Below are 25,272 nucleotides of genomic sequence, written 5' to 3'. Positions count from 1 at the left end.
TGTTCTGTCAGAGAGTGTGTGGAGTGCTAGTGTAAGCGATGGCGGGGCGAGGGCCTTGCCGATGGAACAGATGCGGTGCGGAACAAATGGGCGGTCGAATCGTCCGCCGCACTCTTGGGCATGGAAGCGAGCAACATGGGCAAGTCTGAAGGCAGTTCGGGATCGGCGGGGTCGGGTCGGCGATCGATGTCGGCGATCGTGGTCGCGGGTCTGGCGATCGCGGCGGGGGTGGTGCTGACGCTGGTGTTGCGCGAGGCGCTCAAGCCCGGGGACGCGAACGCCGCGGGGGCGAACGGTTCGGCGAGCGGGAATGTGGCGGATCAGGCGCTGAATGCCGCGGACACGTACATCAAGCAGGGCGAGCCGGGGAAGGCCGAGGTGATTCTGCGGAAGGCTCTGGAGACGTATCCCGAGGATCAACGGATGTACGTGATGCTGGCGGAGGTTCTGATCGGGCAGCATCGGCTCCAGGACGCGTACGACCAGTTGGAGAAAGCGATCGCGTGCCCGCCGCCGGCGACGCATGAGGCGTCGATCGAGTTCACGGCGGGGAACGTCGCGAGCATGATGGGCAACGCCGAGCGAGCGACGATGCATTATGCGGCGGCGCAGTCGCAGGACAAGACCGATGCGCGGTATCCGCTGTATCTCGCGCAGACGCTCATCAAGCAGAACAAGATCGACGACGCGAAGACCAACCTGCTCATCGTGCTGAATCTTGATCCGGACAACGCGATCGCATGGGGAACGCTCGCGGAACTGGAGTATCGGGGCGGGCAGTTCGGGCTGGCGAGCCAGCACGTGGCGCGGGCGCGGACGCTGGACCCGCAGAGCCTGGTGTGGCGGATCCTCGAGGCGCGGATCGGAGTGCGTCAGAACAAGGCCGAGGAGGCGTTGTCGCTGCTGACGGCGCTCTCGGAGGCGCAGCAGCGCGAGCCCGGGGTCCTGGACCTGATGGGGCAGTGCTATGGGCTATTGCGCCGGCCTGTGGAGGCGGCGGGGTTGTACTCGAAGCACTCGCTGGCCGACCCGACGAACGCGCCCCTGGCGCTCGAGGCGGCGGTGTGGCTGGAGAAGGCCGGGAAGATCAAGGGCAACGACGGGGCGATCGCGTTTGCCAAGCGGGCGATGATGCTGGGGGACGATCACGCGAAGGCGATCGTGGAGCGGTTGGAGAAACTGCCGTAGGGGAAGGCGGAAGAATGGATATCAGGGCGGGGTGATCGCGATGAAAGCCCATGTGTCCATTCGTGGGGTGTGGTTTGAGGAGCCGCCGGCTGAGGTCCTGTCGGTGTATGCGGACGGGGTGGTGCCTTGGGAGCGGGTGGGGTTTGAGGGGAGCCATACGTTCGCGTGCGACCTGACGGGGACTCGGATCTTTCCGAAGAAACGGCTTGCGACACTCTTGCGGGACAGCCGTCAGATCTCGATGGCTCGGCGGCTTATCGTGCGTCAGGTTCGGCGGGCATGGCGTGAGGGATCACTCCATGTTGCGGGCCCACATCGGGATCTCCGCGCGGGCATGACATGTGTGGTTTGTGCTTTGGCATGTTTGCTGATCGGGACTCCCACACTGGCGGTGCTTGGTGTCGATCCCAATCGAGCCATGGTGATTTCCATGGGTGCTGGCATTGCCGTGGGTGCTCTCGGATACTGGATCCAATCGCGACGAGCCCAATGTGTGCTCATCGAATGCACCTCGGAGATCATCACGCTTGAACTCAAAGGCGGCGGACGGATCTCGCAATCGTGGACGGAATCCGCGAGGGAAGGGTTCGTGTTCAAGGATGCGCGTGGCCACAAAGTGCCGGTTGGCGGCACGGGTCGTGTGCGCATGGCGATTCGAGTTGCTCGGGAACATCTCGACATCAATGGCGAGGCGCGAGACCAAGCCCAATACAGAAACGCGCTCGTCCGATGCGGGATCTACAGCGTGCTTGGAGGGGTTGCCGCAACATTTGTGGCGTCGTGGCTGGCGAGTCAAGGGCATTCTGTGTTGCAGCCATCCTGGCTGGTGGGGTTGACCTTTGCAGCGTTGTTTCCGTTGTTGTTGACGATCCAATTTTTCGGTCACCAGATCATGGAGCGTGGCTGGGGCTTCTGGCGCAAGCCGAGGTGGCGGCGTGAATCACGGCAGTTCTGGCGCGGACCTGCATGACACCCGAGTGGGCCAACTTAGCGCAACCTTGACAAAGGGTCGGTGCTTGGTGGGGCGTGATCGGGCACAATTGGTGCCGGCGGTTGGGTTGGACCCTGTCGTTGGCCGAACGGGCCGGACTCGAACCAGGTTTCCACGCAAGGACCGCACGCGTGACCAAGCCAGAGATGGACAGTTCGTCGGTACGTCCAACGCCGAACAAGGGCGATGCGGGGCGGCGCGGGCGACCGGCGACACGTCGATCGGTGTATGTGGCCGACACGACGGCCCGTGCGGTGATCATGGTGGGCGGGTTTGCCGTGCTGGCGGCGGCGTTGGGCATCTGTGTGTACCTCTTCGCGGCGGCGTTGCCGTTGGTGCGTGGGGCGACGACGGAGCGTGTGTGGTCGGGCCTCTCGGCTCGCGATGCGGGAGCAGATGGGAAAATCGGCGTCTCGCATGCCGTGGGCGATGAGTACGCGCGAGCGGTGTTGCTGCTGCCGACGCCGGGTGTGGGTGGGGAGTCCGTGGTTCGTGGGGTGATGGCGAGTGCCGGGCGATCGAGCGAGGACGACGGAAACGCATCACTCTCCCCAGAGTTCTTCCGTGTGGGCCTTGCACCCGAGGCCGATGAAGGTGAGATCGCACCGAACGTGACCTCGATCAGCGGCGTGGACTTTGTGGGCAACGTGGGCGTGGGCCTTTCGGACGGGCGCGTGCGTGTCGGGACGATCGGGTTCACAACGACGGTGCTGACGCTCGAGCAGGCACCTGTGGAGGCGAATGGGCTGGCGATCGGGGATGCGGCGCCCGCGAAGGTCATTCGCGAGAATGACGATGGCGAGACGGTTTCGGTTGCGGGCGTTGTCGAGCGATCGGGCGAGGCTCAGGTGCGGTTCATCGAGCCGGTGGTGGAGTTGTCGCCGCCGACGTTGCCGGAGGGCGCGAGCGACCGCGCGGTGATCCGTGTTGACGTGCGGTCGCTGCCGACGGGGGAAAAGTTTGTCCTGGCGCTTGCGGCGGACGGGTTGGCGACATTGAGCACAGCACGGACAATCAGGCCGCTCGGCGGTGGAACGCATAGAACGACGCTGAGCAGCGAGTCGTTCCGTGTGTTTGTGCCGGACTCGACGAGGAGCGCGGCACCGGACTGGTTGTTCGTGACGACCGACGGCGTGAACGTGGTCGCGGTGTGGAAGGACGGGACATGCGAGCGGTTCGCGAGGACGAAGAGTGAATCGGGCGACGCCAGGACGATCGAGAGCGTGGAACGTGTGCCGCTATTCGTGGGTGACGGGAGGCGTTCGGTGACGGCCGCGATCATGCTGCTGGGTGGTCAATCGCTGGTCGTGGGGGATTCGACGGGTGTTGTTCAGGCGTTCACGCCGGCGCCAAGTGCGGATGGCGTTCATCTCGTTCGAACGGCGACGTTTGACGTGGGGAGCGAGGTGCGGACGCTTTCGACGAGCCGTCGCGTGCGGGCGGTGGTGGTGGGGACGGCGGCGGGTCGGGTGGTGGTCCATCACATGACAAGCGACAAGCGCCTCGCGGATCTCGAGATTCCGAGCGGGAATGAAGGAGTTGCACCAACGGGCATCACGGCGGCGATTCTTACACCGAAGAGCGATGCCATTTGGGCGATGGACGCGGCCTACGACTCGGCGCTCTGGCGCACGGATCTCAAGCACCCCGAGGTGAGCCTGGGCACGCTCTTCGGCAAGGTGCAGTATGAGGGGCAGGCCAATCCCGAGTGGGTGTATCAGTCTTCGGCGGCTGGGGACGAGGTCGAGCCGAAGTACAGCATGGTGCCGCTGATCTATGGCACGCTGAAGGCGACGGTCGTCGCGATGCTGATCGCGATCCCGCTCGCGGTGTTGTGTGCCGTGTATACGAGCGAGTTCATGCATCCATCGACGCGTCGCGTGGTGAAGCCAACGCTGGAGATGATGGCGTCGCTGCCGTCCGTGGTGTTGGGATTCATCGCGGCGATGGTGGTCTCGCCGTGGGTTTCGGAACATCTGGTGCGCGTGCTGGTGGCGATGGTGACGGTGCCGGTGTTGGTGGTGGTCGGGGGGCACGTGTGGCAGTTGATCCCGCGTTCATCGACCGGATTGATCGGGCCGACGCGGAAGATGGCGGCGATGGCGCTGGTGATCGTGCTCGGGGTGGCGCTGGCGTGGGGGCTTGGGCCGGCGTTGGAGCGAGCGCTCTTCGGTGGGGACATGCGGTTGTGGCTGGACGGGCAGCGCGGGACGGCGTGGCCTGGGTGGTGGGTGCTGCTCGCGCTGCCGATGATCGTCGCGGTGTGGTATGGGATGCATCGCCATGAGATGCAACGGCGTCGATCAGGGCGAGCCGGAACGACGCCCTCAACGGCCGCGCGTGAACTTGTTCGATTCCTCGCGGTCGTGGGGGCGGGACTCGTGAGTGCCTTTGGCGTGGCGTATGTGCTGCAGGTGCTCGGTCTGGATCCTCGTGAGTCGATCCTGGGGACGTTCACACAGCGCAACACGCTGGTGGTCGGCGTGATCATGGGATTCGCGGTGGTGCCGATCATCTACACCATCAGCGAGGATTCGCTTCGGAGCGTGCCGTCGCAACTCCGGACAGCGTCACTGGGCGCGGGGGCGACGCCGTGGCAGACGGCGGTTCGCGTGATCCTTCCCGCGGCGGGGTCGGGCGTCTTTTCGGCGTGCATGATCGGGCTTGGGCGCGCGGTGGGGGAGACGATGATCGTGCTGATGGCGACGGGGAACACGCCCGAGATGTCCATGAACATCTTCTCGGGGCTTCGGACGCTGGCGGCGAACATTGCGGTGGAGTTGCCCGAGGCGCCGCCGGGGAGCACGCACTATCGAGTGCTCGTGGCGTGCGGGCTGGTGCTCTTCGCGATGACGTTCATCATCAACACGTCGGCGGAGGTGGTGCGCCAGCGGGTTCGCAAGCGATTGGCGGCGTTGTAGCGTGAGAATCGAGTGATCGTGACATTATGGAGTGGATGAATCGAGTGAGCGTGGCATCGACGAGCACGGTTGAGAAGGGAATCGCGGGGGCGCGATCGGTGCATCGACGTGCCTCGACGCCGCTGAGCGCGCATGGTGAGCCGGTGATGTGGCTCATGGGCGGGGCGCAGGTGCTGTGCCTCGTGATGATCGTGGGGCTTGTGGCGCTGGTCGTGGTGCAGGGGACGCGGACATTCTGGCCCGATCGGATCGACCGCGTGGAACTCACGAACGGCTCGGCGTTTCTGGGGATCGAGACGGCGCGCGAATCGGTCCCTGGGCGCGAGGGCGAGGCTCGCACGCGCACGCTCTATCGCGTGGGGAATCGGGATGTGAGCGGGACGCCCTTCCGCTGGATTGATGATGGGGACGTGGCGAAGGTGTCTCGGCCCGCGGACGCGGTGCTGGTCGAGCGGATGGACTGGGGCGTCTTCATCGGGACGCCCGAGTCGATCACGTCTGAGTCAGAGACGTTGGCGTCTGGGGCGTCTCTGCTGGAGAAATCGCCATCGCTTCTCCGCGAGGCGCAGGGGCGTCGCGAGGCGATCAAGCGACTGGAGAAAGAAGAACTCTCGCGCGTGAATCGCGGGATCGAGCGGGAGCGTCTGCGTGTGCGACGGGCGGAACTCGATCTCGAACGATCGCGATCGGGAGGTGCGGTCGGGCTGGCGTTGCCGGTCTGGATCGCGCTTGTTGTCGCGGCGTTGAGTGCGGGTGTGATCGCGTGGAGGGCGGTGCGACGGCCTGTGTCGGGAGCCGTGGCTCGCGCGGGGCATGTCGTTGTCGTGCTCGCGGCTGTTGGGCTTGGGCTTGCGGTGTTGCTGGAGAGTCCGTGGTCTGGTACGGCGATGTCCTTGACTCGGCTTGACGAGATCCGACAGGAGTCCACGAGGGATATGGAGCGGCTGAACGCGGAGTATTCGAGAGTTCTCGGCGAGATCGAGACGATCCGCGGCGAGGACGCGAAGGTCCGGATCTCGATCCGCGATGTCGCGTCGGGGCAGATCGCGCCCATGAGACAGGGTTCGACCGAGCCGATGCTCCTGTCGCAGGTCGTGCGGATTGTCCCGGCGAACTCGATGACTCTGGGTGAGCGATTGGGTTTGTATGTGTCGCGGTGGTGGGAGTATGTGTCGTCGGAGCCGCGGTTTGCGAATCAGGAGGGGGGCATCTTTCCGGTGATCGTCGGGACGGTGCTGCTGACGGTGCTGTTGTGCATTGTGGTGGTGCCGCTGGGAGTGATCGCGGCGTTGTATCTTCGGGAGTATGCGAAACAGGGGCCGCTCGTGAGCCTGGTGCGGATCGGGATCAACAACCTTGCGGGCGTGCCGAGCATCGTGTATGGCGTCTTCGGGCTTGGATTCTTCTGCTATCTGGTTGGCGGATATGTGGACGCGGGGCCCGCGGGGAGCGGATTGACGGCGATGCCCCGGGCGCCGTGGTGGGTGCTGGTGGTGGCGATCGTGGCGATACTGGGCGTGGGGACGTGGCTGTTGAATGCCGCCCGGGCTTCGGTGCTCTCGGGAGGCGATGCGAAGAGCAAGCGTGTCATGCGACTGGTGGCGGGAGGAGCATGGACGGCGGCAGCGGTGGGGGTGGTGTTGCTCGTGGCGCGGACGCCGTATTTCACGGGGTTGTTCGCCGAGCGACTGCCCGCACCGACGTTCGGGAGCAAGGGTCTGTTGTGGGCGGCGCTGACGCTGGCGCTCCTGACGCTTCCGGTGGTGATCGTGGCGACGGAAGAGGCCATTGCGGCGGTGCCCCGGAGTGTGCGCGAGGGGAGTTACGGATGCGGGGCGAGCAAGTGGCAGACGATCCATCGCGTGGTGCTGCCGCAGGCGATGCCGGGGATTCTGACGGGAGCTATCCTGGCGATGGCGCGCGGTGCGGGCGAGGTGGCGCCGCTGATGCTGGTGGGGGCGATGAAGTTGGCACCCGAGCCGCCGATCAACGCGGAGTTTCCGTACGTGCACATGGAGCGGAGTTTCATGCACCTGGGGTTCCACATCTATGACCTTGGGTTCCAGAGCCCGGACTCCGAGGCAGCGCGGCCGATGGTGTGGACGACGACGCTGGTGCTGCTGGTCATCGTGATGATCCTGAATCTGTCGGCGATCCTGCTTCGGGCGCGGCTCCGCGCCGGGGCGCGAGGGGCTAGTGTGTGATGGAGACTCTTTCGCCAATGACGAAGCCGATCTCGACAGCATCAACGAATGACGTGCCCATGCAGGCGGTGGACGTCACTCGGAGTGGCTCGGGGGTGAAGCGGTATCGGGTCATCGAGGCGATCAAGGACGGGCGAGAGTTCCAGCCGGCGGTCCACGCGTCGATCCACAAGCAGGAGCCGGTGCTCGAGATCGCGTCTTTTAGTCTCTGGTACACAAAGTCGCAGGCGCTTCACTCGGTGACGATGCCCGTGCCTCGGGGCAAAGTCACGGCACTCATCGGGCCCTCGGGGTGTGGCAAGTCCACGCTGCTGCGATCGGTCAATCGGCTGAATGATCTGATCGATGGCGTGCGGATCACCGGGACAATGTCGCTCAATGGCTCGTCGGTCTATGACCCGGCGGTGGACGTCATCGATCTGCGAAAACGCCTGGGCATGGTCTTTCAGAAGCCCAATCCTTTCCCGATGTCGATCTTCGAGAACGTGGTCTATCCGCTGCGGATCGATGGCGAGAATCGCAAGCGCGTGCTCGAGGAGGCGTGCGAGCGGGCGTTGCGGTCGGCGGCGATCTGGGACGAGGTGAAGGATCGGCTCGGTGAGTCGGCGCTGGGCATGTCGGGCGGGCAGCAGCAGCGGCTGTGCATCGCGCGGGCCGTGGTCGCCGAGCCGGAGGTGCTGCTGCTCGATGAGCCATGTTCGGCTCTTGATCCGATCGCGACGCTCCGGATCGAGGAGTTGATTCATGAGATCAGCAGCCGGTACACGGTGCTCATCGTGACGCACAACATGCAGCAGGCGGCCCGCGTGAGCGACTTCACGGCGTTCATGTATCTGGGGCGACTTGTGGAGTTTGGCCCCACGAGTGAGGTGTTTCAGCGTCCCACTCTGCCCGAAACCGAGGACTATGTGCGAGGTCGTTTTGGTTGATGTTTGGATGGCACGGCACTGCGTGTAGAATGGTCGGTCTAGTTTTCTGACATTCACCATTGATGTATCGCGGATGGCCCGATAGTGAGACTAGGATGTCCCTTTGGTCGGGGCGTTGATTGGTCTACGTTCGGTGCGTCGATATGGATGCATCGAGAGTCAGCGACGGAAACCGTTATGTCTGGCGATGCACAAGCAGGGGCGGGCCACTCGAAGGACAATCCACAGCCGTCGGCGAAACGATCGTCCGATGGTGGAGCGACGTGGAGCGTTGGCGCTGCGGTGAACTCGTGGAGCGCCGAGTTTCTCGACGGGGAGTACGCGCGATTCAAGGCCGATCCGAACTCGGTGCCCGAGGACTCGCGACGGTTCTTCCAGGGTTTCGATCTGGCGCTCGCGAGCGGGGGGACGGCGCCGGCCACGGGCGAGGCCTCGCCGTTCCAGTCGTCGGTCAACAAACTGATCAACGCGTATCGCGAGTCGGGGCACCTGTGTGCGAAGGTCGATCCGTTCGGGCGCGAGCGTGATCGCCCGGAGATGCTGTCGATCTCGTACTGGGGGTTGACCGAGGCGGACCTGGATCGTCGGGCGTCGGTGACGGTGGTGAATAAGCCAGAGAGCCGCACGCTCCGTGAGATTGTCGACCATCTCGAGAAAACGTACTGCGGCTCGATCGCTCTGGAGTTCATGCACATCCGCAACCAGGAGGAGCGTGACTGGTTCCTGGACCAGTACGAGCGTCACGGCGGGATGATGCCGTTGTCGGCGAACGACCGAACGCACGTGCTGGAGCAGTTGGCGCGCGCGGAGACGTTCGAGGCGTTCTGCCAGAAGCGGTACGCGGGCGAGAAGCGATTCAGCCTTGAGGGCGGAATTTCGTTGATTCCCATGCTGGACCGCGTGATCGAGCGGGCGAGCGACCTGGGCGTGGACGAGATGGTGCTGGGCATGCCGCACCGTGGGCGGCTCAACGTGCTCAACAACACGCTGGGCAAGTCGTGGGAGCAGATCTTCACGGAGTTCGAGGACAACTGGGAGGAAGGGTTTGCCGACGGTGGTGGTGACGTGAAGTACCACCGCGGCTATTCGGGGACTCGATCGCTGCGCAACGGGCGCGAGATGCGTCTGGCGATGGCGAGCAACCCGAGCCACCTTGAATCGGTGAACGCGGTGGTGCTGGGGCGTTGCCGGGCGAAGCAGCGCGTGCGTGGCGATCACGAGCGTCGTCGCGTTGTGCCGCTGCTCATCCATGGCGATGCTGCGGTTGCGGGACAGGGCGCGGTCGCCGAGTGCCTGAACTTCTCGCGGCTCGAGGGGTACACGGCTGGCGGGTGCGTGCACATCGTGGTCAACAACATGATCGGGTTCACGACCGTCCCCGAGGACGCGCGGAGCACGACGTATTGCACGGACGTGGCGAAGATGATCGACGCGCCGATCTTCCACGTGAGCGGGGAGGACCCCGAGGCGTGTGTGGCCGTCGCGCGGCTGGCGATCGATTATCGCCAGCGATTCCGCAAGGATGTCTTCATCGATCTGTATTGCTATCGCAAGTACGGGCACAACGAGCAGGATGAGCAGGCGTTCACGCAGCCGCTGCTCGCGGCCATCATCAAAGAACGCCCTACCACGCTGACGCTCTACAAGGAGCGGCTGCTCGCCGAGGGTGTGATCGATCAGGAGAAGAGCGCGTCGATTGACGCGAAGATCAACGCGGCGCTCGATTCGGCGCAGGAGGCGGCGAAGAAGAAGGCCAAGGATCCGACGATTGACCCCGGGAGTTTCCGCTGGGTGGGGATGAACTCGGAGTACTCGCATGAGCCGGTGGAGACGGGTATTCCTCTGGAGACGCTGCGCGAGATCTGCACCGCGATGGGGAGCGTGCCCGAGGGGTTCACAGTCCACCCGCGGCTGGAGAAGTTGCTGGCCGATCGCAAGTCGCTGATCGAGACGGGCCGGGTCTCGCACGCCGACGCGGAGTTGATCGCGATCGGGTCGCTGCTGCTCGAGGGGACGCCGGTGCGGTTGTCCGGGCAGGACAGTCGTCGCGGGACGTTCACGCAGCGTCACGCGGTGATCCGGGACTTTGTGAACGCCAGGCCGCATGTCTCGCTGAACGCGATGCGGGAGTTGGGCGAGTATGGCGTGGGGAAGGAGCCTGGCACGACCGGGAGCGACGGGCGTGCGCGTCAGGCGCAGTTCTGCGTGTGGGATAGCCCTCTGAGCGAGGTTAGCGTGATGGGGTTCGACTATGGCTATAGCCTGGCGGACCCGAACATGCTGGTGATGTGGGAGGCGCAGTTTGGCGACTTCGCCAACGGGGCGCAGGTCATCATCGATCAGTACATAGCGTCCGCGGAGATCAAGTGGGAGCGTTGGAGCGGGTTCACGCTGCTGCTGCCGCATGGCTACGAGGGCGCCGGGCCGGAGCACTCGTCGGCGCGGATGGAGCGGTTCCTGGAGTTGTGCGCGAACGACAACATCCAGGTGGTGTACCCGTCGACGGGGGCGCAGATGTTCCACCTCCTGCGTCGGCAGGTGCGTCGGGCCTTCCGCAAGCCGCTCGTGGTGATGACGCCCAAGAGCATGCTGCGTGAGCCGACGAGCACGATCGAGGAGTTCACCAAAGGCTCCTTCCGCGACGTGATCGATGATGCGACTTTCGGCGCGGCGGACTCGCGGCGCGGCGTGAAGCGTCTCGTCTTCTGCTCGGGCAAGATCTATCACGAACTGGTGGCGCGGCGCGAGGCCACGGGGCGCAAGGACATCGCGTTCGTGCGGGTCGAGCAGTTGTACCCGCTGCACGCGAAGGCGATCGAGTCCATCCTGGCGCTGTATCCGAATACCGCTGAACGCGTGTGGGTGCAGGAAGAGCCGCGGAACGCCGGGGCGTACCTGCACATCGCGGATCGATTCCGGACGCTCTTTGGCGTGGAACTCAAGTACATTGGTCGTGAGGCGAGTTCGACGCCGGCGGTTGGATCGAAGCGGGCGCACAAGTATCAGCAGGAGGACATCCTGCGGTCCGCGGTTGGCGCGGCCCCGGGTGGCAAGGCAGACGCCAAGGCGCCTGCGAACGGGCAGGCGCCCGCGAAGCCCGCGGCCCAGCCTGTGAAGCAGCGCTAGGTGTTGAACATTGACAGTGTGAGCACACGAGGAAAGACATGGACATCGTCATCCCCACAATCGCCGACTCCGTGACCACGGGCGTGATCGCGCGCTGGACCAAGAAGGACGGCGAGTATGCCGATCGCGACGAGACCGTCATCGAACTCGAGACCGACAAAGTGATGATGGAGATCCCTGCCCCCGCGGCAGGCGCGATCACCCAGGTCGCCAAGGTCGGGCAGACGGTGAAGGTCGGCGAAGTGGTGGGGAAGGTGGACGAGTCGGCGGTGAAGCCCGAAAAGGCAGCGGCACCAGCGAAGGCCGAGGTCCAGGCGGAATCGAAGGCCCCGGCGAAGAGCGCGGCGGCAGAGTCCAAGGCCGCGGGCGGGGGCGCCGCGGCGCGTGGTGGATCATCGGGCGCGACGGCTGTTGGCGCACCCGCCGGTGACGACGACATCCGCGCGACGCCGCTCGCGAAGAAGCTGGCGCAGGAGCATGGCGTCGATCTCGCCCGAGTCATCGGCACGGGGGCGGGGCATCGCGTTCGCGAGCAGGACGTGCTCGCCTTTGTGGAAGCGAAACGATCGTCGGCGACGACGAATGGGCACGCGAAGCAGGCGACGGCTTCTGCGGCCGGATCACTCGCGGGTATGACCGGCGATCGGGCCACGAGCCGCGAGCGGATGTCGCCCCTGCGTCAGCGCATCGCGCAGCGACTCGTCGAGGCGCAGCACACCGCGGCGATGCTCACGACCTTCAACGAGTGCGACATGACCGCGGTGATGGACCTCCGCAAGTCGTACAAGGAAGAGTTCGAGAAGAAGCACTCGATCGGCCTTGGGTTCATGGGCTTCTTCGTGCGGGCGTGCGTCGCCGGGCTGAAGGCGTTCCCGCTCGTGAACGCGTCGATCGTGACCGACGAGAGCGGCGCCCCGGCGGTCGAGACGCGAAACTACTGCGACATCGCGGTCGCCGTCTCGACGCCCAAGGGCCTGGTCGTGCCCGTGATCCGCAACTGCGAGCGCAAGTCGCTTGCCGAGATCGAACTCGCGATCAAGGACCTGGCGACGCGAGCGAAGGACGGCAAACTGGGCATCGACGAGATGCAGGGCGGAACATTCACGATCACCAATGGCGGGATCTTCGGCTCGCTCATGAGCACGCCAATCCTCAATCCGCCGCAGTCGGGCATCCTGGGCATGCACGCGATCAAGAACCGGGCGGTCGAGCACCCGGCCGGATCGGGTCAGGTGGCGATCCGCCCGATGATGTACCTCGCGTTGTCGTATGACCACAGAATCATCGACGGGGCGCAGGCCGTGCAGTTCCTGGTGCGCGTGAAGCAGGCGATCGAGGATCCGCAGCGGCTCTTGCTCGAGATCTGAGCCTCTCGTACAGGTCACGCGAACTGGAAATCGTTCTAGCGCATGAGATGGGCGTGGAGCCCACGCGTCGCGGCGCGGAGCATGTCGTACATGAGGTCGAAGCCGCTCTCGCCGCCGTAGTACGGGTCGGGGACGTCGAGTTCCGGGCCGGTCACATCCTTGAGTCTGGGATCGAAGGAACGCATGAGGTGGACGCGATCCTTGGGGGCGCCGCGTGAGAGGAGCGTTCGCCGGTTGGCGTGGTCCATCGCGAGGATGAGATGGAAGCGATCAAAGTCGGCGTGATCGAGCGTTCGCGCGATGTGCGAGAAAGGGAGCGCGTTCTTGATCGCGACGGAGATGGTGCGTGGGTCGGCGTCTTGCCCGACGTGCCAGTCGCCCGTGCCGCAGGAGTCGATGTCGAAGCGGTCGATCGTGCCCTCCTCGTTGGCGTGGTGGATGAAGAGAGCCTTGGCGAGTGGGGAGCGGCAGATATTTCCCAGGCAGACGAAGAGCACGCCGACGGGCTCCTTCGATGGGTGTGTTCCAGACATGCTCATGGCGTGGTTCTTTCTGCGTGAGTACCCCCGGCAGCGAGGCCTGGCTCGAGCGTGGCGACGCGGGCGGCGTGCCAGAAGAGGCGGATGACGCGATCAAGCCCCGCGGCGTCTGGTCGTGTGTGTTGTGCGCACGACTCGGCGAGCGTCTGAATCGCGGAACGATCGGCAATCAGCGAGGCGATGCGGCGGGCGAAGGCCGAGGGGTGCGTGCTGGTGATGTGGAGCGACTCGCGGAGCGGCTGGGGGAGGCCGTCGGGGTTGGCAGAGAGAACGGGTTTGCCGCAGGCGAGCGCGGCGCGGACACACAGCCCGGCTATCGCGTCGTCTTCGATCGTGCCGGCACGGAATCGAGATCCCAGGGCGTGGACGAGGATGTCGCTCTCACCGATGGTCTCGACGAGACCATCGGTGAGGTGCAGCCCACTCTCGATCACGGGGCTGTTCTCGCGGAGGGAGAGCGCTCGGTCGAGATCGGGGGCGGCCTTGGGCATGACGAGCGTCGCGCGAACGCCCGAACTGGAGAGAACCGCGCCCAGAAACAGGAAACTCACGCCATGGAGGCGGTCCTGACGCCCGGCGAGGATACCGATCCGGATGGGGTCGTTGGCGTGGTTCGCACGTGTGTGATCGCGCGGACGGCGGATCGCGTGGTGGCGTGTGAGGTCGAGGGCGGTCGTATCGGCGAGGACGGCGGTGATCGTCTCGGTGTTGTGGGTTCTGGGGCCCGTGACGAGCGCGTGGATCTCGGCGTTCTCCTCGTCGTAGAGCGTGACGAGCGCGCCTCGGAGATCGATCGGAGGGATCGACCAGCCGGTGAGGACGCGCGCGCTGGAACGCCCGTAGAACTGGATGATGTCGTATGTATCCTGCGCTCGCAGCCAGCGGGCGAGGGCTCGTCGCGCCATGGCCGTGGATCCGGCGGGCGTGGGAATGCACGCCGTGATGCTCAGGCCGCAGCGTTGGGCGGTCTCGACACTCGAGCTGCCGCCGAGGACGAGGCACTCGTGATCGGCGGGGACGGTACGGATGATGTTCTCGACGAGGGTGAGGGTGATCTCGGCGGTGGTGTCGTCGTCGCGCGCTCGTGGCGCGAGGACGCCGCGATCGACGGGGAGCGACGGCTCGGGATGGACGACGTGCAGGACTCGCACGGGGGATTATCGCCCCTCGGCGGCGGACTGGTCGACGCGGTGCGTGAAGAAGAGTTGGGCGATGGCCTTGCCGGCCTGCTTGGCGGCGGCGTTCTGGGCGGCGTACAGGTCGGCGCCGGCCTTGGGGACCTCGCGCGTGGAGACCTTGATGGTCGCGGTCACGGGCACGCCCCTCTGGTCGGGCGGCCAGACGCGCGGGTCGGACTCCTTCTCGACGTCGAGCACTTTGGCGCGCATGGCGACGATGGGGGCGAGTTGTTGCCCGTCCTCGGAGAGGGTGAACCGGTCGATGCTGACATAGACGATGATGCGGGCCTGGACGGCCTTGCCGAGATCGACGAGCGGTGTGACGTCGTCGACGCGGTCGCGCGAGGTGACGACGTAGGCCGCCCGGCAGTCGATGACATTCTTGAGATTGGCCTCCTTGAGGAGGAGGTTCTGGGCCTCCTCGGCGATCGCCTGGCGCAGGGCGGCGCGCGGGAGGCGGCTGGAACGATCATCGACGAAGATGAGCGTGGGGAGGTTGGCGTCGAGGGTGTGCTGGGCGGGATAGGTTGGTGGAGGCGAGACGATCATCGCGATGGGCGCGACGATGTTGCACCCCGAGAGGGCGAGCACCGAGCCGGCGAGGGCGGCGGCGAGGGCTCGGGCCGTGCGTGCTTTGGATGTTGCGGGGGGGTGGATCATGGGGTTTTCGCGTCGGCGGCGTCGTTACGGGCGACTCCTTTGAGCCATGGGCTAGTAGTCGATCACGTTGGGTTCCTTGTGCTTGTAGAAGAGCCAGGCGCAGCGATCGGTGAGGCGGGCGAGGAGGGCGCTGCTGACGAATCGGGCGTCGAACTGGTCGGGGCCATAGCCGGGCTTGGTGGGGAAGCGGATCTGGACGAGTTGCTGCCAGGCGACGGCGTCGGGGGCGACAGAGTCGGCCTCGACGACCGAGACGTTGGCCGAGGCCATGCCCGACCACTCGTAGTTGTTCCCCGGCTCGCGGAGGCGGTAGTCGATGATCTCGATGACGATGAGGCGTTGGACGCCGCCGAGGTCCTGGGCGGTCTGGCCATAGGCGGCGGCGATCCAGTTGGGGTTGTCGTACATGTACTTGAGGCTCTGGGGCGGCGGGATGAAGCCCGAGGCGCCCGCGTCGTGATAGAGTCGCTCGGCGACTCGGCCGAGGAGTTCGTTGGCGAGGTCGGGGTACTCGGCCTCGACCATGCGTGGGGCCGAGGCGAGGATGGCGAAGGACTTGCCCTCGAGTCCGCTGTACTTGGGCTCAACGGTGTGCGAGCCGGTGCGTTCCCAGTTGCTGAGCATCCCGCCAAAGAGTGCCCCCGCGCCGCACCCGGGAAGAGAGAGGCATAGTGTCACGAGGGCGGTAAGGGCGAGCGATCGTGTCCATCGAGCGTGGTGCACGCGAACGCCTTGGGCACGGAGAGTGTGGTTCATCTGGGCCTCGTTGGGCGGCCCGGCTTGGGCTCGCCTCGGTCTGGCATTGGGGGCGTGTGGGTGATGGGCGCTTGCGCGCCCTAGGGCCACGTCGCCCACTTGTATCCCCACGCGGCGAGCAGCATCACCAGCCCGAGCGTCAGCACCCGGGTCGTGACGAGTGTACGCCCGACGCGGTAGACGCGCGACCCAGCGGCGGCCGAGTAGGCGCAGACCCAGAAACCGCTGCAGGCGAGGATGGCGAGGACGGCCCCAAATGGCTGGACGACGAAGGACCGCCAGAGGTGCCCGTGGGTAGCCTCGCTGAAGGCGGTGGTCATGCCGCAGGTGGCGCACGGCGCGTCAAAGGCCGCGGCCCACGAGCATTGGGAGAGGCCCAGGGCACGGTGGGTGCCGTGGCCGGCGGGGTCAGGAGGGAGGAAGGCCGCGACGACGAGGGGGGCGAGGAAGGCGAGGGCGACGAGGGCGCAGATCGCTCTCGTCTTTGCGTCGGGCTTGGTGTGGGTGGGGTCCGTCATGGAAACGAACACAGAGGAAACGGAGGGATCACAGAGGAAGACGGAGGATGAGATGGAGAGGGTGCTTTGGTGGGTGGCGGTGGGATGACGCGGAAATCTGGGCGTGCGGTCGGGGCACGAGGACTGAGAACAGTGTCAAAGAGCCCGTCTTACCCGTCCGCGAGGTGCAGGCCACACACGCCCACACTCGGGCCTCTGTGATCCCTCCGTGTCCTCTGTGTTCTGATCTAGCGTTCGCCCGGCCCCTAGTCGAACTTGAAGACGCCCTTGCGATAGCCATAGAGGTAGGCGACGACGGTGGTGAAGAGGAAGAAGAAGATGCGGACGAGCCAGGTGAGGCCCTCGGTGGTGTGGGGGGCGAGGTTGGGGAAGGTGGTGGCCCAGGGATAGAGGAAGATGATCTCGACGTCGAAGACGAGGAAGACCATGGCGATCAGGTAGAAGCGGACGTTGAAGCGCTTGCGGGCGGTGCCGACGGGGTTCATGCCGCTCTCGTAGGTCTGGCCCTTGAGGGCGCCGGGGCGCTTGGGGCCAAGGACGTTGGTGAGGACGAGATTCATGACGGCGAAGCCGACGGCCATCATGACGATGATGATGACCGGGAGGTAGGAGGAGACGGCGTTCTGGGGCATGGAGGAGGGTAGGCGGGCGGGGTTCGGGTTCGTGGTTGGCGCGAGGATTTGGCCATACCTTGGGAGATGCGGATACTGGTCTTTGGACCCTTGGCGAGAGCGGCGGGGGCATCGAGCATCCTGGTTGACGTGGCGAAGGGGGCTTCGCTCGCCGAGGCGCGGGCGAGGTTGACCCAGGCCCGGCCCGAGTTGGCGTCGTTGCTGGCTGCGTGCCGATTCGCCTTGAATCATGCGTTTATCGTGGACGAAGGGATGACCCGTCCTGACGAAGGAGATGAGGTGGCGTTGATTGGGCTGGTGAGCGGGGGGTGACCGCGACGGAGTTTCGGCAACTCTTGGTATCATCACGGCATGAAACCGTCACGGATCTATGAGTATCTCACGAAGTCGCGAGGGCGCATGTTTGAGATGCTGCATCGGCTCACGCCCGAGCAGTATGGACGCGTGCATCCGATCGGGCTGGGGACGATTGGGACGACGCTGGCGCACATGATGAACTCGGAGTGGTACTACATCGAGCGGCTCGAGGGGCGGGAGACGCCGCCGTACTCGGCGTGGCCGATCCAGGACGAGACGCCGCCGGGATTGGACGTGATTGAGACGGAGTGGGGGCGGCGGGCGGAAACGACGAGGACGGCGCTGGCCGCGCCGCGCGACTGGACGGGCGTGGTGTCGTATGTCACGGTCCCCGACGAGAAGGGCGTGCGGAAGCGTGTCACGGCCACGGCGGGGGACATCGCGTCGCAACTGGTTCTACACGAGGTCCATCACCGGGCGCAGGTGATGGCGATGGTGCGACTGCTCAACGTGCCGGGGGTGCGGATCGAGGACCTCGACTTCAACTCGATGATGTACACGATCGAGGAGGAGCACGCGGGGTGAACAATGGCCAGATGGACACATGTCCAAAAGGCCAAGTTGAGAACTGAGTGCATGGCGCTCCGGAGGAACCGGGGCCTCGTTCTCTTTGGTCATTTGGCCATTTGGCCATTTCCCGCTTTAGCGGGCGTACTCGATGGCCCTTGTCTCGCGGAGGACGGTGACGCGGATCTCGCCGGGGAAGGTGAGTTCCTCGCTGACGCGCTTGGCGATGGAGTGGGCGATGAGGAAGGCCTCGTCGTCGGGGACTTTCGCGGCGTCGACCATGACGCGGACTTCTCGGCCGGCCTGGATCGCATAGGCCTCGGTGACGCCCTTGTGGGAGAGGGCGATGTCCTGGAGTTCGTTGAGGCGTTGGACGTACTTCTCCATGCTCTCGCGGCGGGCTCCGGGGCGGGCGGAACTGATGGCGTCGGCGGCCATGATGATGGGGGTGTAGAAACTGGTGGAGGGGATGTCGGCGTGGTGCCCGCCGATGACGTTGAGGATGGGTTCCTTCTCGCCGTACTGGCGGGCGAAGTCCATGCCGATCTTGGGGTGGCCCCCCTCCATCTCGTGGTCCATGGCCTTGCCGATGTCGTGGAGGAATCCGGCGCGGCGGGCGATGGTGCCGTCGAGCCCGAGTTGGTCGGCGATGATCTGGCTGAGGAAGGCGACCTCGATGGAGTGGCGGAGGACATTCTGGGCGTAACTGGTGCGGAAGTGGAGTTTGCCCATGGCCTCGATGACCTTGGGGTGGAGGCCGCGGAGGTTGACCTCGAGGGCGGCGTCCTTGCCGGCTTTCAGGATGCGGTCGTTGATCTCGCTCCTGGTCTTCTCGACGACCTCCTCGATGCGGGCCGGGTGCATGCGGCCGTCGGCGATGAGTTTCTCGAGGGACTCGACGGCGATGGCCTGGCGGACCTTGTCGAAGCAGGAGACGACGATGACGCCGGGGGTGTCGTCGACGATGATGTCGACGCCTGTGGCCTTCTCGATGGCGCGGATGTTTCGGCCCTCGCGCCCGATGATTCGGCCCTTCATGTCGTCGCTGGGGATGGCGACGCTGCGGACGGTGCTCTCGCTTGTGTGCTCGGTGGCGAAGCGCTGGATCGCCATGAGGGTGATCTCGCGGGCCTTGTCCTTGGCCTCGTGCTCGGCGTCCTCGGTGATCTTGCGGACGACCTTGGCGACCTCGTGGCGGTTTTCTTCCTCGACGCGGGCCATGAGTTGCTCGCGGGCCTGGTCGCGGGAGAGGCCGCTGACCTCGTGGAGTTTCTGGGTCTGCTGCTTGATGATGGCGTCGAGTTCCTCGTCGCGTTCGGCGAGGCGTGTTTCCCTGGCCTTGAGGGCGTCGGCGGCCTTGGTGTTGGCCTGCTCGCGCGAGGCGAGTTGGTCGTCGCGCCGGTCGAGGAGGTCCTCGCGTTTGGCGAGACGCTTCTCGTTCTCGCGGATCTCGGCCCTCTTTGTCTCGGCCTCGGCGTCGAGTTTTTCCTTGCGGTCCAGGGCGTCACGCTCGGCGTCGACGCGGATGCGTTCGGCCTGGACCTTGGCCTCGGACTCGGCCTTCTCGACGATGGACTTGGCGTCCTGCTCGGCCTTGGCGAGTTTCCCGGCGGCGGCCTTCTTGGCGAAGACGCTGCCGGCGAGGACGCCGATCACGAGACAGACCAGCGCGACAATGGCGATCACGATGTCGGCGACGGCAAGGGTGGTGTAGGGCATGCCAGGCTCCCGGGGTCAAACGGCGTGATGTCCCGACGCGTGGCATGAGCCGCCGCGAGCGGGAAGGAACGGCCGCAAGGGGAGGACCTGGGGACTAGACCGTGCGCGCAACGCCTCCACGGCGGACGTGATCGCGTGTGAGGCGAACGTCCGTCGGATCCGGACCGGCTGTGGCAAGCGTGTGGCGCGGCGGAGGCGCCGTTTCGCGGGCCATGCGGAACTCCTGAGACGAAGACTCGTGGCTCATGCCTCGACTGTCGGCCTTTCATGGCCTTGCCGAGACGTGCGTCACGTTCGAACGGTTCTGTCCTTGTCCGGCCTGCTCGTGCGTGCGAGTCGTGCCGGGGACCTTCCTTGCGACGAATGCGTTTCGCAGGCCGAGGAAGATCCACGGCTTGCGAACCGCGATTCGCAGGCTATGGTACACGCCCCAGATTGCCGGGGTTCGCCGATGCTGGTGCCCCGCAGCCCGAGGACTTCACCTTGCATACACCAAACATTCGGACGCTGCTGTTGATCGCCATGGTGGTCTTGGCGAGCACCCTGGGCGCGTGCCAGTCGCAACCTCGAGTGGATCCGACGCTGCTACGGATCGTTCCACTCACCGAGGGGATCGACGCTCGGATCGGGCTGGATGTGGAAGTCCGGAACCTGCGCGGGATCGTGCAGGTGGTTGAAGTTCCTGGGTCGGTCGAGGCTCTGGTGCGGGTGCGAGGGTATGGTCGGACGGGCGAGTCCAGGCCTGGCGAGGCGGTGATCCTACTGCGCGAGGGGCGGCCCACTCTGAACATCGAGGCACGGGGCTCGCCGCTTGACCCCACGCCGACGCAGATTCTCGTCGAGATTCCCAAGGTCCAGGGCGTCCGCGTGGTGAACTCCGGTGGGAGCGTGTATGTCTATGGCGGGGCTGGACCGATCGCCGTGACGAATGATGTCTATGGCACGATCCGGGCGGATGGATCGGGTGGGACCGGGGGCGACGTGCGGGTGTATCTCACGCGCGGCGTCGTCGGTGACATCTCGATCTTGAACGGCGTGGGCGACGTGAGCCTGACGCTTCCGTCGTCGTCTTCGCTGGCGTTTGATGTCGAGACGCTCGAGGGGCGGGTCGAGGTCAACTCGGAGATAAAACCTTCGCGCGTGGTCTCGACGGGCAACTCGTGGCACGGCGTGACGCATCTGGGTGAGGCGAACGCGCTGATCCGGACGACGCGTGGCGAGGCGCGGGTCTCGCTCCTGCGCGAGGTTCGAATGCCACAGCCGATGCTGCGATGAAGGAGTTGTTTAGGCCGCGAGCGAGTCGCCGTGCTGGATGAGCATGGCGTATCGCATGATCTGGCTGACGACGAAGTCGCGGTGGGCGGTGTGGAAACTGAAGTCGAAGGCTCCGCCGATGTAGACGTTCTGCTCGCTGTCGAGGTGGGTGTGGGCGATGCGAACGGTGATACCCAGGGGCGCGGGGATCGTCGGGGTGAGATCGACGCGCATCCAGATGAGTTTGCTGCGGTCGACGGCGGAGGTCTCGGACTTGTCGACGAGGAGACCGACGCCGCCGCCACCGAGGTTGATGAGGTGCGCGGTATAGGGCGGGGCGACCTCGGGGAGGACGAGTTCGCGCGGCTGGGTCTCGGGGGAGACTCGGCCCGACTCCATGTCGAGGATCATGGCCTTGTTGGCGACCTCGGCGGCGACGATGCTTGTGGGATCGAGCAGAGGCCAGCAGGTGACCTTGGGGAGGCTGAGTTCGACGGTGGAGACGCGGTAGAAGTCGCGTCGTCGGCATCGCTCGACGGTCTCGGGCATCTGGAGCGCCATCGCGGCCTGCGGGAGGCGGAGGTTGTCGTTGACGATCTTGGTCCGGAACATCCAGCGGTTCTGCCCGATGGACATGACGCCGATGAGCGGCGTGCCCGCGGCGAAGGAGAGTGGCTGGCCGGCGGCGGTGGGGCGCTCGACGATGATGCTGTTGGTGGTGACGTCGAAGATGCGGACGCGCAGGACGAGGTCTGAGCCTTTGCGCGAGGACTCGGCGGTGCGGTCGACGGAGATCTCGATGCCACCGCCTCGTTCCTTGATCTGGTCGAGACAGTCGCGCCAACGTTCGGTGCGCGATCGATTCGCGGGCATGGAGCCTCCTCCGGCTCTAGAAAGTGTGCGTGAGCCGAGGGGAGGTATCGACGGATCGTGAAGTCCCCTTCAGGGGGCATGGTTGGAAATCGAGGTTCTGTGGCCGATAACCGGCGTCACGAGCCGCGAGGCGACGAGGTCATGGCGTCGATGCGGATAAGGGCTTGCTCGGCGAGCGCGTGGTCGTCGCGCGTGGCGCCATGGCCGAACCAGGCTTTGGCACAGACGTCGAGGACTCGCCCGGCCTCGAGGGCGAGTGTCTGGTCGGTGGTCCCGAGTCGTCGTGTGAGACTCCAGGCGGAGTCCCAGGATTCCTTCATGAATCCTCGGCGTTCGAGCAGTCGCAGGAGGCGGGTGTAGAGGCGTGCTTCGGGACCATGGCCAGCAGGGGCGAGGCGGCGGCGCCGGCCTTGGAGCCGCCGGACCATTGTGCGCCAGAGCCACCATGCGATCACGCCGGCGAGGAGCGTGGCAACACCAAGAACGATGCCGAGGCCCCATGAGCCCAGGCTGGAGAGATAATCGGAGATCGACGTGAGCCATCGGCCGAGGAAGCCGCCGCGGGTGAGGAGGCGCTGGCGTGTGGTCTGGTCGAAGCCGACGAATCCTGTGGCCCACCAGGTGTTGAGCCCGTCGAGCCAGCGATCGAAGGCGGCGAGGACGCGTCCCTTGGGTTGGAGGATGTCGGCGAGGGTGGTTGTGGGCGTGGCGTCGAGGGTGGCCCAGGTGTCCTGACCAATGCGGACCTCGACCCAGGCGTGGGCGTTGGACTCGCGGACGACGAAGGCGTTGTTCGCGGGGTTGCGCTCGGAGACGAGATAGCCCGCGATGACGCGTGATTCGATCCCGGCGCTCCGGCAGAGTGCCGCGAGGGCGGAGGCGAAGTACTCGCAATGGCCTGTGCGATCGCCGAGCACGAACCACTCGATCGGGTCAACGCCCGAGGGCGGGGCGAGAATGTTGAGGGTGTATGAGCCAGAGGCCTTGAGTTCGGATTCGATGGCGCGGGCGGCTGCCAGATCCTGATCGACGTGGCGGGTGAGCGGGTTCGGGTCGAGGGCGGCGCGAGCGAGCATGCTACTTGCCGTGTCATAAAGACGAGCGAACTGGTCGGGAAGGACGCGGCGGCTCCAATCGCCTGACGAGAATGGCTGGGCGATCTCGCACTCGACGCTGTAGCGGATGCTCCCGGCGTCGCCGGCGATGGTGAGGGCGCCGGTGCGTGCGTCGAGGTGGGCATTGAGGCCGGGCTGAGGCGTGCTGAGGCTCAGGGGACGCCAGAGAGAGAAGGCCGCGCGGGACTCCTGGGTGGAGGCGCGCGCGAGGATCTCGACGGTCGCGTGTCGAGCGAAGGGTGGCGGCTCGTGCTCGCCGAGAAATGACGCATCGCGGAGTCGCGAGACGACGTTGGGAATGAGCGGGACGGGGAGTGAGGGCTGGTTGGAGGCGCGCCAGGCTCCGCAGGAGTACGTGTCGAGGACGGCCCCGCGGAGGTAGATCTCTCCCAGTGCGCCGCTGAGGTCCTCGATGATGCCGTCGGCGCGGACGTTGGCCTCCATGACGATGCTCTGGCTCTGGGAGATGAGCCCCGCCTGGCCGAGTTTCACGGTGTCGGTGAATCGTGAGACTCGTCCGCGTGAGAGGGCGCCGAGGCCGCTCATGCCCAGTCCTCGAGGGAGCGTGACAAAGACCGCGAGACTGATGAGAAGGCTGGCGAGGATGATGGTCCAGGCGATGGCGTGGAGGTCTCGACGGGGCGTGCCGGTTGTGGTGTGTGCCGTTGGGTGTGTCTCGGTGAGGCGGCACTGCACGGTCGCGGTGTAGACCTGGAGCAGGATGACGGAGTACACGAATGCGGGGACGGAGAGGACCATGAGGCCCCAGACGGCGAACGCGACGCTGTTGACCATCGAGCCGATGTCGAGGAAGAGGGAGATGCTGAGGATCTGGGCGAAGTCCACGGGCTGGCGTCGGTCCCAGCACTTGAGGACGATGATGGCGGCGAGGAAGCCGGAGAAGGGAGAGACTCGGATCGCCTGCAACTGCCACATGCTGAAGGCGGCCCAGAGGACGATGAGCGAGAGGATGACGCCGACGGCCCATCGTGGGAGGCCGCGACCTGGACGGGATTCGGTGAAGAACCATCCGGCAACGGCGAGGGTCACGGCGAGAAACCCGCGGACCATCGAGGCCTCGGCGGCGGCGTAGGTGAGGAGGCTGAGGATTACCACCGCGAGCACGGCGAACTTGAATCGGGCGGTCATGGAGTGCGCGGCGGTTGCCATCACGCGGACCTCCCGAATCGGAATCGGCGCGTGATGCCTCGGAGCCACGCGGGGAATGAACGCATTGATCGCACGGGATGCGTGGGTGGAGGCGATGGGGCGTTGGCCCAACCAGGCACCTCGAGGGCGTCGTTCGAGGTGGGGTCGATGGTCGGGAATCTCGTGTGGCGCGTTGGTGAGATCCAGAGGACGTGATCGGTTGGCGCGGGGTGGATTCGGGTTACGGTTTGATTGTCTTTGAGTGACTCGTATCGGGCGAGGACGTCGTAGAGGCGTTCGGCGTGGGGCACACCGGTGTTGGGCGGAACGATCGCGCCGTGTGGGCCAACGGGGACGGTCAGTCCCACGCGGTAGCCTTGTTTCGAGGCGCGATCGATGACGCCTGCGGCGAGGCTGAGCGAGCGTTGTGTGTCGGGCGATTCGCCGGTGGGGTCAAGACCTATCCAGAGGATCGGCGTGCGGTCGGCGAGAGTCTCGCGGACGACGGGGCGATCGAGTCGTGCGGTGGCGCGCCAGGCGATGCGGCGTGTGCCCTCGCCGGGGCGGAGGTCTCGGAGGGAGAAGAACTCGTCGCCCTGTCCTCGGCGTCGCATGGGTTGTTGGCCGATGGGCCTTGGGGCGCCTGCATCGTCGAGAATGTCGGCACGGACGGGCGCGATCCAGGGGCGGATGACGATGCCGACGTGCTGCTCGAAGACGATGCTCTTGCGCATCAGGCCGAAGGGGAAGGTGGAGGCGACTCGAACGCGATGGAGCGTGGAGGAGCCGGCGATCCACGTGTCGGCGAGGACGGTGACGCGAGCCGATCGTCTCGGGCCGAGGTGTTCGACGAGCGTGGGCTTTGGGGCGATCAGGTTCGTCGGCGTTGAGCCTTCGGCCTCGACAACGAGGGCGAAACAAGGGAAGAGTCGGCTCCGATTGGTGAGCGAGGCGCGAACGTGGAGCGGCTGGCCGGCGTGGACGGGATCGATCGGCTCAACGGAGAGTTCGAGGCCCATGAGCCCGCCGCCGCTCACGATCCCTGAAACAAGGATGCCGGCGACGGCGATGCCGAATGCCCAGAAGAGGAGGTTATTCTGAGAGTTAATGGCGCCGAGGAGGAGGAGGAACGTGATGCCGACGTAGAGGACGCCGGCGGGTCTGGGGAGATACCGCCGGGCGACGGGGATCGCAAGACCTGGGCGGTGTGTGGTTCGCACGGGGCACTCCGGTCGACGCCTCGCACTCGATAGGCGGGCGTGCCGCGGACATTGTTCGCGTAGAAGGGC

The 25,272-nt window shown here is 65.7% G+C and carries 20 protein-coding genes; 10 read left to right on the top strand and 10 right to left on the bottom strand.

The window, feature by feature from the left end:
* The first annotated feature begins 75 nt into the window (after positions 1-75).
* The 7 genes from IPK69_03030 (at position 76) to odhB (ending at position 12,726) form a co-directional block, all read left to right on the top strand.
* Positions 76-1,188, top strand: a complete 1,113-nt coding sequence (locus IPK69_03030; protein QQS09608.1) for a tetratricopeptide repeat protein — start codon at positions 76-78, stop codon at positions 1,186-1,188.
* Between the two features lie 31 nt (positions 1,189-1,219).
* Complete coding sequence (locus tag IPK69_03025; GenBank protein ID QQS09607.1) at positions 1,220-2,158, top strand: hypothetical protein; 939 nt, start codon at positions 1,220-1,222, stop codon at positions 2,156-2,158.
* Positions 2,159-4,269: 2,111 nt separating this feature from the next.
* Positions 4,270-5,100, top strand: a complete 831-nt coding sequence (locus tag IPK69_03020; GenBank protein QQS10406.1) for an ABC transporter permease subunit — start codon at positions 4,270-4,272, stop codon at positions 5,098-5,100.
* A gap of 887 nt (positions 5,101-5,987) precedes the next feature.
* On the top strand, positions 5,988-7,304 hold the full coding sequence (locus IPK69_03015) for an ABC transporter permease subunit (protein ID QQS10405.1): 1,317 nt from the start codon (positions 5,988-5,990) through the stop codon (positions 7,302-7,304).
* A 59-nt stretch (positions 7,305-7,363) separates the two neighbouring features.
* Positions 7,364-8,233: a phosphate ABC transporter ATP-binding protein gene (pstB, locus tag IPK69_03010; GenBank protein ID QQS10404.1), complete on the top strand. Its 870-nt coding sequence runs from the start codon at positions 7,364-7,366 to the stop codon at positions 8,231-8,233.
* Between the two features lie 177 nt (positions 8,234-8,410).
* Positions 8,411-11,359: a 2-oxoglutarate dehydrogenase E1 component gene (locus tag IPK69_03005; GenBank protein ID QQS09606.1), complete on the top strand. Its 2,949-nt coding sequence runs from the start codon at positions 8,411-8,413 to the stop codon at positions 11,357-11,359.
* Positions 11,360-11,397: 38 nt separating this feature from the next.
* A complete protein-coding gene (gene odhB / locus IPK69_03000; GenBank protein QQS09605.1) occupies positions 11,398-12,726 on the top strand; it encodes a 2-oxoglutarate dehydrogenase complex dihydrolipoyllysine-residue succinyltransferase in 1,329 nt (442 codons plus the stop codon).
* Between the two features lie 35 nt (positions 12,727-12,761).
* Here odhB and IPK69_02995 read toward each other — a convergent pair whose 3' ends face one another.
* The 6 genes from IPK69_02995 to IPK69_02970 form a co-directional block, all read right to left on the bottom strand.
* A complete protein-coding gene (locus IPK69_02995; protein ID QQS10403.1) occupies positions 12,762-13,259 on the bottom strand; it encodes a low molecular weight phosphotyrosine protein phosphatase in 498 nt (165 codons plus the stop codon).
* A 2-nt stretch (positions 13,260-13,261) separates the two neighbouring features.
* Positions 13,262-14,416: a hypothetical protein gene (locus IPK69_02990; protein QQS09604.1), complete on the bottom strand. Its 1,155-nt coding sequence runs from the start codon at positions 14,414-14,416 to the stop codon at positions 13,262-13,264.
* A gap of 6 nt (positions 14,417-14,422) precedes the next feature.
* Positions 14,423-15,103, bottom strand: a complete 681-nt coding sequence (locus IPK69_02985; GenBank protein QQS09603.1) for a hypothetical protein — start codon at positions 15,101-15,103, stop codon at positions 14,423-14,425.
* 51 nt (positions 15,104-15,154) lie between these two features.
* Positions 15,155-15,859 carry a hypothetical protein gene (locus IPK69_02980; GenBank protein ID QQS09602.1) on the bottom strand — a complete coding sequence of 235 codons (705 nt, stop codon included), beginning with the start codon at positions 15,857-15,859 and terminating at the stop codon, positions 15,155-15,157.
* An 80-nt stretch (positions 15,860-15,939) separates the two neighbouring features.
* The gene (locus IPK69_02975) at positions 15,940-16,377 is read right to left on the bottom strand and encodes a DUF2752 domain-containing protein (protein ID QQS09601.1); all 438 of its coding nucleotides are present in this window, start codon (positions 16,375-16,377) and stop codon (positions 15,940-15,942) included.
* Positions 16,378-16,622: 245 nt separating this feature from the next.
* The gene (locus IPK69_02970) at positions 16,623-17,009 is read right to left on the bottom strand and encodes an NADH-quinone oxidoreductase subunit A (protein QQS09600.1); all 387 of its coding nucleotides are present in this window, start codon (positions 17,007-17,009) and stop codon (positions 16,623-16,625) included.
* Positions 17,010-17,099: 90 nt separating this feature from the next.
* On the opposite strand from IPK69_02970, the gene IPK69_02965 reads away from it, so the two are divergent.
* Entirely contained in the window at positions 17,100-17,321 is a 222-nt protein-coding gene (locus tag IPK69_02965; GenBank protein QQS09599.1) for a MoaD/ThiS family protein, read from the top strand.
* A gap of 39 nt (positions 17,322-17,360) precedes the next feature.
* Positions 17,361-17,891, top strand: a complete 531-nt coding sequence (locus IPK69_02960) for a DinB family protein (protein QQS09598.1) — start codon at positions 17,361-17,363, stop codon at positions 17,889-17,891.
* Positions 17,892-18,008: 117 nt separating this feature from the next.
* On the opposite strand, the gene rny is transcribed toward IPK69_02960, so the two are convergent.
* A complete protein-coding gene (rny, locus tag IPK69_02955) occupies positions 18,009-19,592 on the bottom strand; it encodes a ribonuclease Y (protein ID QQS09597.1) in 1,584 nt (527 codons plus the stop codon).
* A gap of 483 nt (positions 19,593-20,075) precedes the next feature.
* Here rny and IPK69_02950 point away from each other — a divergent pair, with 483 nt between their 5' ends.
* A complete protein-coding gene (locus IPK69_02950; protein QQS09596.1) occupies positions 20,076-20,867 on the top strand; it encodes a hypothetical protein in 792 nt (263 codons plus the stop codon).
* A gap of 9 nt (positions 20,868-20,876) precedes the next feature.
* Here IPK69_02950 and IPK69_02945 read toward each other — a convergent pair whose 3' ends face one another.
* The 3 genes from IPK69_02945 to IPK69_02935 all read right to left on the bottom strand — a co-directional run bounded on the left by IPK69_02945 (position 20,877) and on the right by IPK69_02935 (position 25,203).
* The gene (locus IPK69_02945; GenBank protein QQS09595.1) at positions 20,877-21,719 is read right to left on the bottom strand and encodes a flagellar brake domain-containing protein; all 843 of its coding nucleotides are present in this window, start codon (positions 21,717-21,719) and stop codon (positions 20,877-20,879) included.
* A 116-nt stretch (positions 21,720-21,835) separates the two neighbouring features.
* Positions 21,836-24,004: a DUF3488 domain-containing protein gene (locus IPK69_02940; protein ID QQS09594.1), complete on the bottom strand. Its 2,169-nt coding sequence runs from the start codon at positions 24,002-24,004 to the stop codon at positions 21,836-21,838.
* Positions 24,004-25,203 (bottom strand): DUF58 domain-containing protein, encoded by a 1,200-nt coding sequence (locus IPK69_02935; GenBank protein QQS09593.1) that lies wholly within the window; start codon positions 25,201-25,203, stop codon positions 24,004-24,006. The genes IPK69_02940 and IPK69_02935 overlap by 1 nt, the downstream gene beginning before the upstream one ends.
* Between the last annotated feature and the right edge of the window lie 69 nt (positions 25,204-25,272).

This window comes from Phycisphaerales bacterium, from assembly GCA_016699835.1.
Lineage (GTDB): Bacteria > Planctomycetota > Phycisphaerae > Phycisphaerales > UBA1924.
Note: the sequence above shows the minus strand (reverse complement) of the source record. Positions and strands in the feature narration are given on the sequence as shown.